This window comes from Leifsonia sp. 71-9 (genome assembly GCF_001898805.1).
GTDB lineage: Bacteria > Actinomycetota > Actinomycetes > Actinomycetales > Microbacteriaceae > Leifsonia.
This window is the reverse complement of sequence record NZ_MKVJ01000017.1, coordinates 49,146-61,973: the sequence shown is the minus strand read 5'-3', so window position 1 is coordinate 61,973 and position 12,828 is coordinate 49,146. Positions and strand designations below refer to the sequence as shown.

Here is a 12,828-nt window from a genome sequence, read left to right as displayed (position 1 = left end):
CGCCTGTCCGGCTCCCTCCGCGCCGCCGCGATTCCGCCGATCGCGGCGGCGTCGCGCGCATGTGGTCACGGACCTTGCCCAGCGACTCGGCGAGCACGCCGACCTCGTCGTCCGTGAGCGGAGCGAGGAACATCTTCCGGAGCACGTCGATGTGGCCGGGGAACACGGCGGCGAGCACGTCGCGGCCGCCCTCCGTGATCGTCACCGTGACGCTCCGCTCGTCCTCCACGGACGGGGCCCGGGTGACCAGCCCCGCCTTCTCGAGCAGCCCCGCCTGGTGCGTGAGGCCGCTGCGGCTGTAGACGACGCCGTCCGCCAGGTCGGTCATCCGCTGGCTGCCGCCGGGCGAATCCCCCAGGCGGGCCAGGAGCTGGAACTGCACGTAGCTCAGGCCGCCCGCATCCCGCAGCTGCTGCTCGACGGTGTGGCGCAGGAGGCTGCTCACCTCGATGAGTGCGAAGTACGCGTTCAGCTGAGCGGGCTCGAGCGGAGCGGATTCATCGGTCATGTCTCGATCTTACTTGCTTCGACATCGAAGCACTGCTATCGTCGCTCTCAGTTGCTTCGACATCAAAGCAAATAAGGATCCGGCCCCCGGATCGACTGAAGGAGAAGACCATGAAGGCAGTGCGTTTCCACGAGTTCGGCGCCCCGAGCGTCCTCACCATCGAAGACGTCGAGCGGCCCGTCCCCGGCGCCGGCGAGGTGCGCATCCGCGTCGCCGCGTCCGGCTTCAACCCGGCCGACAACGGCATCCGTGCCGGCAGCCTCCCCATCCCGGTGACGCTGCCGCACATCCCCGGCTACGACGTCGCCGGCACCGTCGACGCGCTCGGCGACGGCGTCACCGGCTTCGCGGCGGGGGACGCGGTCATCGCCTTCCTCCCCATGACCGCCGAGGGCGCGGCCGCCGAGTTCGCCATCGCCCCCGCCGAGGCGCTCGTCGCGGCTCCCACGAGCATCCCGCTCGCGGACGCCGCCGCCCTCCCCTCGGTCGGCCTCACCGCGTGGCAGGCCCTCTTCGACGAAGGGAGCCTCCGGTCGGGTCAGCGCATCCTCATCGTCGGCGCCGGAGGAACGGTCGGCGGCTACGCGGTCGAGCTCGCCAAGAAGGCCCGCGCGTACGTCATCGCGACGGCCAGCCCCCGCAGCCGCGCCACCGTCACCGCCGCGGGCGCCGACGAGGTCGTCGACCACACGACCACGCCCCTGCTCGACGCCGTGACGGAGCAGGTGGATGTGCTGCTCAACCTCGCGCCGATCGACCCGGACGCGTTCGAGGCGCTGGTCGCCCTCGTGCGCGACGGCGGCATCGTCGTCAGCACGACCGCGTGGATGCCCGCCCCGAGCGACGAGGCCCGCGGCGTCCGCAGCACCGTCGTCTTCGTCCGCAGCGACGCGGAGCAGCTCGCCGAGCTCGCTTCCCTCGTGGACAGCGGCGACCTCCACCTCCCGGCCGCCCGGCGCGTGCCGTTCGGTGGACTGGCCGCCGTGCACGAGCAGTCCGCCGCCGGGACGCTGCGCGGCAAGGTCGTGGTCGTGCCGGACGCGAACTGACGTCCGCGGAGTGACGTCTGCGACCGGGCACGCCACCCCTTCCGGTGCCGGGAGTTCTGGGCGAAAGTAGGACCACGGAGATGGTGTCGGTCGTCGTCATGAACGCGCGCTCCGGAATCAGCAGAGCACGTCCCACCGTCGAGCCGTCGACAGCGGCCCGACTTGACCTGGAGGTTGATCATGGCGTTTGTGACCACGGACGATGGCGCGGAAATCTACTACAAGGACTGGGGCAGCCCCGACGCCCAGCCCATCATGTTCCACCACGGCTGGCCGCTCTCCTCCGACGACTGGGATGCCCAGATGCTCTACTTCCTGGGCAAGGGCTACCGCGTGATCGCCAGCGACCGGCGCGGCCACGGGCGGTCCTCCCAGATCGGCACCGGCCACGACATGGACCACTACGCCAGCGACGCCTCCGCCGTCGTCGAGCACCTCGATCTGCGCAACGCCATCCACATCGGGCACTCGACCGGCGGCGGCCAGGTCGCGCGCTACGTCGCGAAGTTCGGGGAGCCTCAGGGGCGCGTCGCGAAAGCGGTGCTCGTCTCCTCCGTCCCCCCGCTGATGGTGCAGACCGACGCCAACCCGGACGGGACCCCGATCTCGGTGTTCGACGGGTTCCGGGAGGCGCTGGCCGCCAACCGGGCCGAGTTCTTCCAGGCCGTCGCCTCCGGACCGTTCTACGGGTTCAACCGCCCGGGCGCCACCGTCTCGGAGCCGGTCATCGCCAACTGGTGGCGCCAGGGCATGACGGGCAGCGCGCTCGCCCACTACGAGGGCATCAAGGCCTTCTCCGAGACCGACCAGACCGAGGACCTGAAGGCGATCACCGTCCCGGTGCTGGTCACCCAGGGCGACGACGACCAGGTCGTCCCCTACAAGGACGCGGCGCTCAAGCAAGTGGAGCTCCTCCAGAACGCCACCCTCAAGATCTACGAGGGCTACCCGCACGGGATGCTGACCACGCACGCCGACGTCATCAACCCGGACATCCTGGCGTTCATCCAGCAGTGACAGCGCCGGGTCGGCCCGCGGACGCCTCTGGCCCGCGGGCCGACCCCGCGCCCGTCGCGGTGCTATCGTCTCAGCAGCACCGGTTCGTGCGAGGAGTTGAAGGGAGCAGTCGATGAACATGCCGCGCTGTCCCCGATCCACCCCCTGAGAGCCGCGATCCGTGGCTCACGATCCAAGGAGCCACACCGTGTCGATCTCTGATCCCCATCCCGTCCACTACGAGTGGCGCGGGCCCGTCTCCAACGACGACGTCAACGCCCTGCACGCGGAGGCCTTCGACCATCGCCAGTTCGACGACGACTGGAACGACCAGCTCGGCCGGCTCAGCCTCGGCTGGGTGACCGCCCGCGACGAGCACGGCCTCGTCGGCTTCGTCAACGTCATCTGGGACGGCCTCGTCCACGCCTTCATCGAGGACACCGCCGTCGCACTCCGCGCCCGCCGCCGGGGCATCGGCGCCCAGCTCATCCGCACCGCACGCGAGCACGCCGCCGCGGCCGGCTGCGAATGGCTGCACGTCGACTTCGAGGACCACCTGCGGAGCTTCTACTTCGACGCATGCGGGTTCACCCCGACCAATGCGGGCCTGATCCAGCTGCGCTGAGGGGAGGCGGGATTCGTCGAAGGGGACCGAAACGCCGCCAGTCGCGAAAGAGGAGGTTCCGGAAGAAGGGCTCGACCGAAGGGCCACGGCAACACCGTCGGGCACCCGTGGGGATCACCTCAGGTGGTCATCATTCCGTCGTCGACGACGATGACCTGCTTTCCGCTCTGGGTCGCCACGTCGAGGGTCGCCGGATCGGCGGCTGTCGACGTGACGACGATGTCGAAGTCCGTGATCGAAGCGATCCGATACGAGCCGCTCCCGGGGAACTTGGTCGCGGTCGCGACCAGGATCGCCCGGTCGGCGGCCCTGCTCATCCGACTCTTGATGCTCGCTTCCTGGGTGAGATCGGTCACGACCGCCCCGTCGGGCTTCACCCCCGTGCTGCTGATCACGGCGACGTCGGCGCGCACGCGCGCGAGGGACTCCTCGGTGAGCGGCCCGACGAGGGTGCGCGGCTTCGAGCCGACCATGCCGCCGAGCAGCACGAGCGAGACGGTGTCGTCGTCCCGCAACGTGTCGAGAACAGCCAGGCTGTTGGTGATCACCGTCACCGGTCGGCCCCGCAGGTGCCGCGCGAGCCGCAGCGTCGTGATGCCGATATCGAGGAGCACCACCTCCCCATCCGCGATGAGAGCGGCGGTGGCGGCGGCGATCGCCTCCTTCTCACGGGTGTCGTCGTCGAGGTTGCCTGTCGCGTTCCCCTCCGCGGAGCGGGGCACCGTCGCACCGCCGTGCACCCGACGGAGCAGCCCAGCACGCTCGAGACGTTCGAGATCGCGCCGAACGGTCGTGCCGCTGACGGCGAGCAGCCGCGCGAGCTCCTCCACGGTCACACTCCCGACGGCATGGAGCCGCTCGACGATCGCCGCCTCGCGCTGATGCGTCAGCATGTTCGCCCCTTCGTAGATGTGAACATCCACAGCCTCCCGGTGTTCATTTGCGCTCATATTAACGCGAAATGAACAGTCACTAGCTCGCATTTGAAGCCTTATGCGCAGCTATCGCCAGGAATGCGCAACGCAGTTAGCGTTGGCCTCGTTCGCTCGACGACAGAGCGAACGCTCCCCGACACCCTTCCCCCACAGGAGTGCTCCGTGAAAACCCCCCGCCTGATCGCCTCTCTCGCAGCCGTCGCGGCTGTCGGGCTCGCCCTCGCCGGCTGCGCGCAGAGCAGCTCGGCCGCGTCGTCCACCGACGGCGCCGACAAGAAGCTGACCGTATTCCTCAGCGCAGACACCAACATCCAGGACCTCTGGCAGAAGACGCTCATCCCGGCGTTCGAGAAGGCCAACCCCGGATACACCGTCTCCGTGGACTTCGACCTGCACGGCCTGCACGACCAGCAGACCGTCGCCAAGCTCACCGCTGCGACCATCCAGAAGAAGGACCCGGGCTACGACCTCGTCGACGCCGGCTTCGTCTCCCAGGTCGCCGCGTCCGGTCTGCTCGAGAAGGTCTCCAGCAGCACCGTGCCCGGGCTGAAGGACGTGCCGAAGGATCTCGTCACCGCCGGCGGCAACGGCGGCATCCCCTACCGCGGCTCCAGCGTCGTGCTCGCCTACGACACCAAGACGGTGGCGACCCCGCCGAAGACCCTCGACGACCTGCTCGCCTGGATCAAGGCCAACCCGGGCAAGTTCACCTACAACTCCCCCGACACGGGCGGCAGTGGTCAGTCGTTCGTGACGACCGTCCTGGACCAGAACGTCTCCGCGGCCGATCGCACGAAGCTGGTCACCGGCTCTGCGCCGGAGGTCGAAGGCGACTGGGACAAGGGATTCGCGACCCTCGCGGGCCTCAACCCGTACGTCTACCAGAAGGGCGTCTACCCCAACGGGAACAACCAGGTGCTCGACCTCCTCTCCAGCGGCCAAATCTCGATCGCCCCGGTGTGGAGCGACCAGTTCGTGACCGGGCGCAAGAACGGTCAGATCCCCGCGAACATCGCGTACACGCAGATCTCCGACCCCTCGCTGACCGGCGGGGCCAGCTACCTCGGCATCCCCTCGGCCTCCCCCCGGAAGGCCGGAGCCGAGAAGCTGGCCTCCTGGCTGCTCACCCCGGACGCCCAGGCGCTGGTCTCCGACAGCATCTCCGGCTACCCGGTGATCGCGCTGGACAAGCTCCCCTCCGCGGTGCAGGACCTCTTCAAGGACGCGGACATCGCGAACCTGCGCCCCGCGTACTTCGCCACGACCGCCGCGGACATGAACAAGGCGTGGGCCCAGAAGGTCCCCGGCAAGTAATGGCCGCCATCATCGCCACCACGGCGGCGACCCCCGCGGACCGCAGCGCCCACCCGGCGCGGCGGTCCGCGGTGGCGGGCTTCCTGCTCGCGCTTCCGCCCGTGGTCGTCATCGCCCTCTTCGTCGGCGTGCCGGTCATCCTCGCGCTCGCCTTCAGCGTCGGCTTCACCGGCGGCCTCAACACCGTCATCGCGGCGGTCGGGCAGAACGTCCACCGGGCCGACGGCATCGTGCCGAGCTTCGGCGCCTACGGTGATGTCTTCACCACGGAGGCGTTCTGGCAGGACCTCGCGCTGACGCTCGCCGTGACCGTCGCCAGCACCGCGATCGTCGTCGTCCTGGCCGGCGGCATCGGGCTGTTCCTGCGCCTCCAGGGCGGCCGGCTCGCCCGGGTGCTGTCCGCCATCGCGATCGTGCCCCTGTTCATCCCGGTGGTCATCGCCTCCTGGGCGATCCTCACCTTCTACGCCGCCGATGGTTTTCTGCGCAGCCTGCTCGCCCAGTTCGGGATCGAGGGCCCGGTCTGGTCGTATACGGCGGTCGCCATCGTGATCGGCTCGGCGTGGACCTCCCTGCCCTTCGCCGTGCTGATGATCACCTCCGGGCTGCAGTCCATCCCGGATGCGCTCATCGAGGCCGCGCGCGACGCGGGCGCCGGCACCGTGCGGATCGTCCGCACGATCCTGCTGCCGATGAGCGCCGTGCCCCTCGTGATCGCGGTGACGTTCACCGCGATCGGCGTGATCGGCTCCTACACGGTCCCCTACTTCACCGGCCCGAACGCGCCCACCATGCTCGGCGTCTCCCTCGCCAGCTATTTCACGTCGTACAACCAGCCCCAGCAGTCGCTGGTCATGGCGTTCGTCGTCTTCCTGGCAGCGGCCGGCATCGGCGCGCTCTACGTCTGGGCGAACTTCCGCAGCGCCCGCCGCGAGGGGCGGATCTGATGCCCCGCGCCATCTCCGCCGTCCTCCGCACGACGGGCGCCACCGCCTTCGCGATCACGCTGCTCGTCTTCGTGCTGGGTCCACTCCTCTGGCTCGGAGCCCACGCCTTCGCCGGCAGCTGGACCTACCCGAACCTGCTGCCCGATTCGTGGACGCTGCGCTGGTGGCAGACCGTCTTCACAGATCCGGCGCTCGGCTCCTCCGTGCAGAACTCGCTGCTGATCACCCCGATCGTCGTCATCGCCTCGGCCGCGGTGTGCCTGCCCGCCGCGTACGCGTTCGCGCGGTTCGAGTTCCCCGGCCGGCGGCTGTTCCTGATCGGGCTCTTCGCCACCAACGCCTTCCCGCGGATGGGCTTGTTCGCCACCCTCGCCTCCCTCTATTACGCGCTCGGGCTGATGAACACGATCGCGGGAGTGGTGATCGTCCAGCTGCTCGGCACCATCGTCTTCATGACCTGGATCCCGGCCGCCGCGTTCGTCGCCGTACCCCGGTCGCTGGAGGAGGCGGCCAGGGATGCCGGCGCCTCCCGGGCACGCGTGTTCCTGACCGTCACGCTGCGGCTAGCGCTCCCCGGCATCCTCGTCGGAGCCGTGATGGCGTTCCTCGCCGCCTTCGACGAGGCCCAGGGCACCTATCTCGTCGGCGCCCCCGACATCCTGACCATGCCGACCGAGATGTACAGCCTCGTCCTCAACTACCCCAAGCAGGTCGCCGCCGTGTTCTCGATCCTGCTCGCCGTCCCCTCGGTGGTGCTGCTGCTCGCCGTGCGCAAGCACGTGATGGGCGGCCAGCTGGCCGAGGGCTTCCAGATCAAGTGAAGGACCACCCGATGACGTCACCCTCCCCCGGCCTGCGCCTAGCCTCGCTCAGCAAGAGCCTGGGCGGCCGCACCATCATCGACGACCTCGACCTCACCGTCGAGCGCGGCGAGCTGGTGTCCCTGCTCGGGCCCTCCGGCTGCGGCAAGACCACCACCCTGCGGATGATCGCCGGCTTCCTACGCCCCGACGCCGGCACCATCACGATGGCCGGGCGCGACGTCACCCCGCTCGGTCCGGAGAAGCGGCCCAGCGCGATGGTGTTCCAGAACTACGCACTCTGGCCGCACCTGACCGTCGCGAAGAACGTCGCCTACCCGCTCCGCCTGCGCCGGCTGCCGCGGACCGAGGTGGCGGAGCGGGTGGATGCGATGCTGCGCCTGGTCAACCTCCTGCACCACCGCGACTCCCGGCCACCGCGCATCTCCGGCGGCGAGCAGCAGCGCGTCGCACTCGCCCGCGCGCTGGTGCAAGAGCCTGACGTGCTGCTGCTCGACGAGCCTCTCAGCAATCTGGACGCCAAGCTGCGAGTGAGGGTGCGGGAGGACATCCGCGACCTGCAGCAGCGACTCGGCATCACGACCGTCATCGTCACGCACGACCAGGAGGAGGCACTTTCGATCTCCGACCGCGTCGCCGTGATGAACGCCGGCCGGATCGAGCAGTTCAGCACACCGGCCGAGCTGTACGCGCGCCCGGCGACCGAGTTCGTCGCGACCTTCATCGGCGCGCTCAACCGGTTCGAGGGCGCGTTCGACGGCACCCGCGTCATCCCGGGCCACGACGTCGTCGGGATCCGCCCCGAGCACGTGTCGTTCACCCCCGTACCGATGCCGGGCGGTCTGCGGGCGGTCGTGGACCGTGTCGTGCCGCACGGCCACTTCAACGAGCTTCGCCTGCGCCGCGACGACGTCACGCTCTCCGCCTATGTCGCCGGACCGGCGCCGCAGATCGGGAGCGTAGGCTTCGCCGCCGTGTCGTCGGCCCTGGTCTACCGCGACGGACGCCTGCTCGAGCGCGCGGAAGCGGTACCGGCATGACCCCCCGCGCCTCCGCGCACCGCGGCGACTCGTACACGTTCCGCGAGAACACCCTCCCCGCAGTGCGGTCGGCCATCGCAAAAGGTGCCGATGTCGTCGAGGTGGATGTCCGCCTCACCGCGGACGGCGACGTGGTCGTGCTGCACGACCCGACCCTCGCGCGCCTCTGGCTCGACCCGCGCCCGATCGCCGAGGTCCCGACCTCCGACCTCGCCCGGTTCGGCGGACCCGACGAACGGCCTCCACTACTGGCGGAGGTCCTCCCCCTCTTCGCCGACGCCCCGAGCCGCCTGGTGATCGACCTGGACGATGCACGCTTCGCCGCCCCCGCGCACGCGGTCGCCACGGCCTCCGGTGTCGTCGTCGACTGGTGTGGCGACCTCGACGGGATGCGGGTGCTCCGCTCGCTCGACGCGGACGCCCGCCTCTGGCTGCCCTGGCGCGCCCTGCGGGTGCCGACCGCCGGCGAGATCGCTGAGCTCGACCCGGTGACGGTCAATGTCCCCTTCCCCATCGCCGACGACGCCTTCGTCCGCGGCGTGCACGATCTCGGCCTGCCGGTCACCGTGTGGACTCTCGATGAGCCCGACGACCTCGCCCGCGCCTTCGCGCTCGGCGTGGACACCATCACCACGAACCGGCTCGACCGGCTCCAGGCGATGACCGCGAACCACCTGCAACCGGTCCCGACCTCGACCGCAACCTCCGAAAGGCACCGATGACCCCCGACGACATCCTCGCCGCCCGCACTCTCGCCCTCGAGCTCGGCGCGTGGGCCTCGGCGGAAACCCGCTCGCACCGCGTCGTCTCCGTCTCCACGAAGGCCAACCCGGCTGATCTCGTCACCGAACTCGACCGCTCCATCGAGCTGCGCGTCCGCGACGTCGTGCTCGACCGCTTCCCAGGCCACGCGTTCGTCGGCGAGGAATTCGGCGGCACGGCGATCGGCGGCCGCCCCACCTGGTACCTCGACCCGGTCGACGGCACCACCAACCTCGCCAACGGCCTCCCGTGGACAGCGTTCTCGCTGGCCCTCGCCATCGACGACCGCCCCCTGATCGGTGTCATAGCCGACCCCTGGCACGACGCCATCTTCGACGCGATCGCCGGGCAGGGCGCCCGACGCGACGGCGACACCCTCACCATCCGATCCGGTGCCTCTCTCCGCGGCGGCGTCGTGGGCAGCGAGCTCGCCGGCCACCTCACCTGGCCCGGGATGAGCGACCTCTCCCAACGCCTCACCGACGCCTACTGCACCCTCCGAGTCATGGGCTCCGGCACCCTCACCCTCCTCGGCCCCGCCGCCGGCCGCGGCAGCGGCGCGATCATCCACCGCTTCAGCCCCATCGACCACCTCGCCGCGACCCTCATCGCCCACGAGGCCGGCGCCACCGTCCTCGACCACACCGGCCGCCCCACCCTCTTCCCAGCCGAGGGCGGCATCCTCGTCGCCGCCCCGGACATCGCGGCCGAGCTCTTCGAGCTGTGGACGGGGGCGGAGGCGGCGTCGCTTCACGGACTGCCGATCGGGTGACGGCCTGCGGTTGTACCGCGCGCATCAGCGCCGTTCACCCGTCCGGCCAACTCTCGTTCACGCAGCATCACCTCGGGAGCGTGGCTCTCGCCGTCGCTGCCCTCGTGGAAGTTCAACGACGTTGTGGTGGGAGCGAGTGATCAAACGCGCCACGATCTCATCGCGACGGCCATTCATCCATTCAGGAGTCACGGCGTCCCAATCCTGAGGCGCGGGCACGTACAGATCCCCCGGCTCGACCCCCCAGGCGGCGTCAAAGACGTAGCTGTGGTCGCCCTCTCAATACTCAACCAGTTCCTTCCACACCGCCTCGATTCTGAAGCTGCCGTCGTCGATTCTGCTCATGGCGAGAGGTTATGTCCGGGATCAGGTGCCGTGGCTGATGGTTAGCGGCCGGTTCCAGTTGGCGCGTTGCGGCGTCTCGCGATCGGCGCCTACGTCTTACAGCAATCGACGGATCGCACGGCAAGCTCGTCCTCGTCCAACAGAAAAACCCCCGAAATCACGGGGATTCCGGGGGTTTCGATTGGCGGAGACGGAGGGATTTGAACCCTCGGTCCCCTTACGGGGACTCCACCTTAGCAGGGTGGTGCACTAGGCCGAACTATGCGACGTCTCCTCGGCGCCCGCGAGCAGGCGCACGTCAGCCATCATAACGGACGCGGGCGGCCGTCATGGACACGGGTTTCTCAGGCTCCGGTGTAGGCCATGCGGGAGATCTGGTCGAAGATGCTCGACGTGAGGGTGATCGTCCAGATGATCGACACGATGAACGACAGTGCGACGACGGCGATCGCGCCCCACATCGGCGCCATGCCGCGGCGGTTCGCGACGGAGCGGACGATCACGGTGCGGCCGATGACGTAGACGATCCCGCTGAGGAACGACCAGGCCCAGTGGAACGGGCGGACGACGCCGCGGCGCGTGAGCTCGCGGTGGTCGAGCCAGCTGAAGACCACTTGGGCGGCGTACGACAGCCAGCTGACGCCCATCAGCACGAAGTACCAGGGGCCGCCGATGAGGGCGATCGGGTCGGGGATGGTCGGCGTGGTGTCGTTGAGGTTGATCGCCGGCAGGTGGATCTGGATCGTCGGCAGCAGCGCGACGGTCAGGAGGGGCAGAAGGGCGACCAGCCAGATCCACACGGTCCCGACGGGGGTCGCGGGGTTCAGCTCGGGGCGCGGAGCCCGGACGGCCGCCTGCGGTTGCCGGTACTGCGGCGCGGTCGGCTGCCCCGACGCCTGCGGCACGGTCGCCTGCGAGACGTGGGCGGTCCACTGGGTGCCGTCCCACCAGCGCTGCGGCGCGGCGCCGTAGGGGTCGGCGTACCAGCCGGGGGCGACCCCGCCGGGAGTCCCATTCGCGTCGGTCATCGTGCGCGCCTCCATCCCGCGGCCTGCTCCGGCCGCACCCGCGACCTTACCGCGCGAACCTATGACCGCTCGCGAGACGTGACATCTCGTGGGTCGGGAGGCGTCCGCACCCGCGAGATGTCAGGTCTCGCGGGGCTCGCGGGCCAGCTTCGAGAGGCGGCCGTGGAATGCGTGGCTGCGTTCGTCCAGGCCCACGAGCTCCACCTCCGCTCCGTGGGCGGCGTACTTCGTCTCGACGGCGTCGAGGGCGGCGACGCTGGAGGCGTCCCAGACGTGGGAGGCGCTGAGGTCGACGACGACGCGAGTGGGATCGTCGGCGTACGAGAACTGGTCGACGAGGTCGTTGCTGGAGGCGAAGAAGAGCGGCCCGTGCACGCGGTAGTGGGCGACGGCTCCATCCTCCGACAAGTCGCGAGAAACCCGGACGACGTGCGCGATGCGGCGAGCGAAGAGCACGAGGGCGAGCAGCACGCCGACGCCGACGCCGATCGCGAGGTTGCCGGTCGCGACGGTGACGGCGACGGTGGTGAGCATGACGAGGGTCTCGGGCACGGGCATCCGGCGCAGAGTGGAGGGGCGCACGCTGTGCCAGTCGACGGTCTGCAGCGCGACGATCATCATGACCGCGGCGAGCGCCGCCATGGGGATCGCGGCCATGACCGGGGAGAGCACGCCGACGAGCAGCAGCAGGAACAGCCCGGCGACGAGCGTGGAGAGACGGGTGCGGGCGCGGCCGATCTGCACGTTGACGACGGTCTGGCCGATCATCGCGCATCCCGCGACGCCGCCCCAGAACCCGGCGAGGATGTTCGCGATGCCGAGCCCCCACGACTCGCGACCTTTCGCGGAGCGGCTGTCGGTCAGCTCGTCGACGAGCTTCGCGGTCAGCAGCGACTCGAGCAGGCCGACGAGGGCGGCGGCGAGCGCGGTGGGGGCGATGATCTGCAGGGTCTGGAGGTCGAACGGCACGGTCCACGGGGTCAGGCCGGGCAGCACCCCGCTGACGCTCCCCTCGTCGCCGACGGTCGGCACGGGCAGGCCGAGCGCGAACGCCGCGAGCGTCACCACGACGATCGCGACCAGCGGGGCGGGCACGGCCTTCGTCAGGCGCGGGAGGAACAGGACGATCAGCACGGTCGCCGCGAACAGCGGGTACACCTGCCACGGCACGTCGATCACGTGCGACAGCTGCGCGACGAAGATCAGCACGCCGAGCGCGTTCACGAACCCGATCATCACGGAGCGCGGGATGTAGCGGACCAGCTTCGCGAGCCCCGCCACCCCGAACACGACCTGGATGACGCCGGCGAGCAGCACCGTCGGCAGCACGTAGGCGGTGCCGTGCGCCTGCACCATCGGCGCGATCACGAGCGCCACTGACCCGGCCGCCGCTGTCACCATCGCCGGCCGTCCACCGAGGAACGACATCGCCACCGCGAGCACGACGGACGAGATGAGCGCCACATCCGGTCCCACGCCCGAGATGAGCGAGAACGAGATCACCTCGGGGATCAGCGCGAGCGTCGTCACCATCCCGGCCAGCACCTCGGTCGCGAACAGCCGCGGGCGCTTCAGCACGGCACGCACCGGCACCTGCCCGTTCGGGAGGCGGAACGCGGCGGACGGAGGCGCGGAGGGGGCGAGAGGCATCGGGTCGTGCGCCGACGGCCGCGCACGACCGCGCGG

General features: G+C 70.0%; 13 protein-coding genes and 1 tRNA gene. 9 read left to right on the top strand and 5 right to left on the bottom strand.

Going from position 1 to position 12,828, the window contains the following annotated elements; translation table 11 throughout:
• On the bottom strand, positions 1-508 hold a 508-nt coding region (locus BGO91_RS10055; protein WP_290472623.1), incomplete at its 3' end, for a MarR family transcriptional regulator.
• Positions 509-618: 110 nt separating this feature from the next.
• On the opposite strand from BGO91_RS10055, the gene BGO91_RS10050 reads away from it, so the two are divergent.
• The 3 genes from BGO91_RS10050 (at position 619) to BGO91_RS10040 (ending at position 3,178) form a co-directional block, all read left to right on the top strand.
• The gene (locus tag BGO91_RS10050; protein WP_290472622.1) at positions 619-1,557 is read left to right on the top strand and encodes an NADP-dependent oxidoreductase; all 939 of its coding nucleotides are present in this window, start codon (positions 619-621) and stop codon (positions 1,555-1,557) included.
• Positions 1,558-1,737: 180 nt separating this feature from the next.
• Entirely contained in the window at positions 1,738-2,574 is an 837-nt protein-coding gene (locus tag BGO91_RS10045; protein WP_290472621.1) for an alpha/beta hydrolase, read from the top strand.
• Positions 2,575-2,761: 187 nt separating this feature from the next.
• Positions 2,762-3,178: a GNAT family N-acetyltransferase gene (locus BGO91_RS10040; RefSeq protein ID WP_290472620.1), complete on the top strand. Its 417-nt coding sequence runs from the start codon at positions 2,762-2,764 to the stop codon at positions 3,176-3,178.
• A 119-nt stretch (positions 3,179-3,297) separates the two neighbouring features.
• Here BGO91_RS10040 and BGO91_RS10035 read toward each other — a convergent pair whose 3' ends face one another.
• The gene (locus tag BGO91_RS10035; protein WP_290472619.1) at positions 3,298-4,071 is read right to left on the bottom strand and encodes a DeoR/GlpR family DNA-binding transcription regulator; all 774 of its coding nucleotides are present in this window, start codon (positions 4,069-4,071) and stop codon (positions 3,298-3,300) included.
• 204 nt (positions 4,072-4,275) lie between these two features.
• Between BGO91_RS10035 and BGO91_RS10030 the strand changes: the two genes are divergently transcribed.
• Genes BGO91_RS10030 through BGO91_RS10005 form a run of 6 tightly spaced genes read left to right on the top strand, consistent with a single transcriptional unit; the run spans position 4,276 to position 9,769 of the window.
• Positions 4,276-5,427, top strand: coding sequence for an extracellular solute-binding protein (locus tag BGO91_RS10030; RefSeq protein WP_290472618.1), 1,152 nt, complete (start codon positions 4,276-4,278; stop codon positions 5,425-5,427).
• Positions 5,427-6,374 (top strand): ABC transporter permease, encoded by a 948-nt coding sequence (locus BGO91_RS10025; RefSeq protein WP_290472617.1) that lies wholly within the window; start codon positions 5,427-5,429, stop codon positions 6,372-6,374. Before BGO91_RS10030 ends, BGO91_RS10025 begins: the two co-directional genes overlap by 1 nt.
• Entirely contained in the window at positions 6,374-7,195 is an 822-nt protein-coding gene (locus BGO91_RS10020) for an ABC transporter permease (RefSeq protein WP_290472616.1), read from the top strand. The genes BGO91_RS10025 and BGO91_RS10020 overlap by 1 nt, the downstream gene beginning before the upstream one ends.
• Positions 7,196-7,206: 11 nt before the next feature.
• Positions 7,207-8,235, top strand: coding sequence for an ABC transporter ATP-binding protein (locus BGO91_RS10015; protein WP_290472615.1), 1,029 nt, complete (start codon positions 7,207-7,209; stop codon positions 8,233-8,235).
• Positions 8,232-8,957 (top strand): glycerophosphodiester phosphodiesterase family protein, encoded by a 726-nt coding sequence (locus tag BGO91_RS10010; protein ID WP_290472614.1) that lies wholly within the window; start codon positions 8,232-8,234, stop codon positions 8,955-8,957. The genes BGO91_RS10015 and BGO91_RS10010 overlap by 4 nt, the downstream gene beginning before the upstream one ends.
• Positions 8,954-9,769 (top strand): inositol monophosphatase, encoded by an 816-nt coding sequence (locus BGO91_RS10005; RefSeq protein WP_290472613.1) that lies wholly within the window; start codon positions 8,954-8,956, stop codon positions 9,767-9,769. Before BGO91_RS10010 ends, BGO91_RS10005 begins: the two co-directional genes overlap by 4 nt.
• Positions 9,770-10,296: 527 nt before the next feature.
• On the opposite strand, the gene BGO91_RS10000 is transcribed toward BGO91_RS10005, so the two are convergent.
• The 3 genes from BGO91_RS10000 to BGO91_RS09990 form a co-directional block, all read right to left on the bottom strand.
• Positions 10,297-10,388: transfer RNA gene (locus BGO91_RS10000), tRNA-Ser, on the bottom strand.
• 70 nt (positions 10,389-10,458) lie between these two features.
• Entirely contained in the window at positions 10,459-11,142 is a 684-nt protein-coding gene (locus BGO91_RS09995) for a DUF2510 domain-containing protein (RefSeq protein WP_290472612.1), read from the bottom strand.
• A gap of 120 nt (positions 11,143-11,262) precedes the next feature.
• Positions 11,263-12,792 (bottom strand): SulP family inorganic anion transporter, encoded by a 1,530-nt coding sequence (locus tag BGO91_RS09990; protein ID WP_290472611.1) that lies wholly within the window; start codon positions 12,790-12,792, stop codon positions 11,263-11,265.
• Positions 12,793-12,828 lie beyond the last annotated feature (36 nt).

Excerpts from the sequence above, each read along its gene's own strand:
- BGO91_RS10015 (WP_290472615.1), top strand. The coding sequence starts at position 7,207 with ATGACGTCACCCTCCCCCGGCCTGCGCCTAGCCTCGCTCAGCAAGAGC.
- BGO91_RS10010 (WP_290472614.1), top strand. The coding sequence starts at position 8,232 with ATGACCCCCCGCGCCTCCGCGCACCGCGGCGACTCGTACACGTTCCGC.
- BGO91_RS09995 (WP_290472612.1), bottom strand. The coding sequence starts at position 11,142 with ATGACCGACGCGAATGGGACTCCCGGCGGGGTCGCCCCCGGCTGGTAC.
- BGO91_RS10035 (WP_290472619.1), bottom strand. The coding sequence starts at position 4,071 with ATGCTGACGCATCAGCGCGAGGCGGCGATCGTCGAGCGGCTCCATGCC.
- BGO91_RS10045 (WP_290472621.1), top strand. The coding sequence starts at position 1,738 with ATGGCGTTTGTGACCACGGACGATGGCGCGGAAATCTACTACAAGGAC.
- BGO91_RS09990 (WP_290472611.1), bottom strand. The coding sequence starts at position 12,792 with ATGCCTCTCGCCCCCTCCGCGCCTCCGTCCGCCGCGTTCCGCCTCCCG.
- BGO91_RS10020 (WP_290472616.1), top strand. The coding sequence starts at position 6,374 with ATGCCCCGCGCCATCTCCGCCGTCCTCCGCACGACGGGCGCCACCGCC.
- BGO91_RS10025 (WP_290472617.1), top strand. The coding sequence starts at position 5,427 with ATGGCCGCCATCATCGCCACCACGGCGGCGACCCCCGCGGACCGCAGC.
- BGO91_RS10050 (WP_290472622.1), top strand. The coding sequence starts at position 619 with ATGAAGGCAGTGCGTTTCCACGAGTTCGGCGCCCCGAGCGTCCTCACC.
- BGO91_RS10005 (WP_290472613.1), top strand. The coding sequence starts at position 8,954 with ATGACCCCCGACGACATCCTCGCCGCCCGCACTCTCGCCCTCGAGCTC.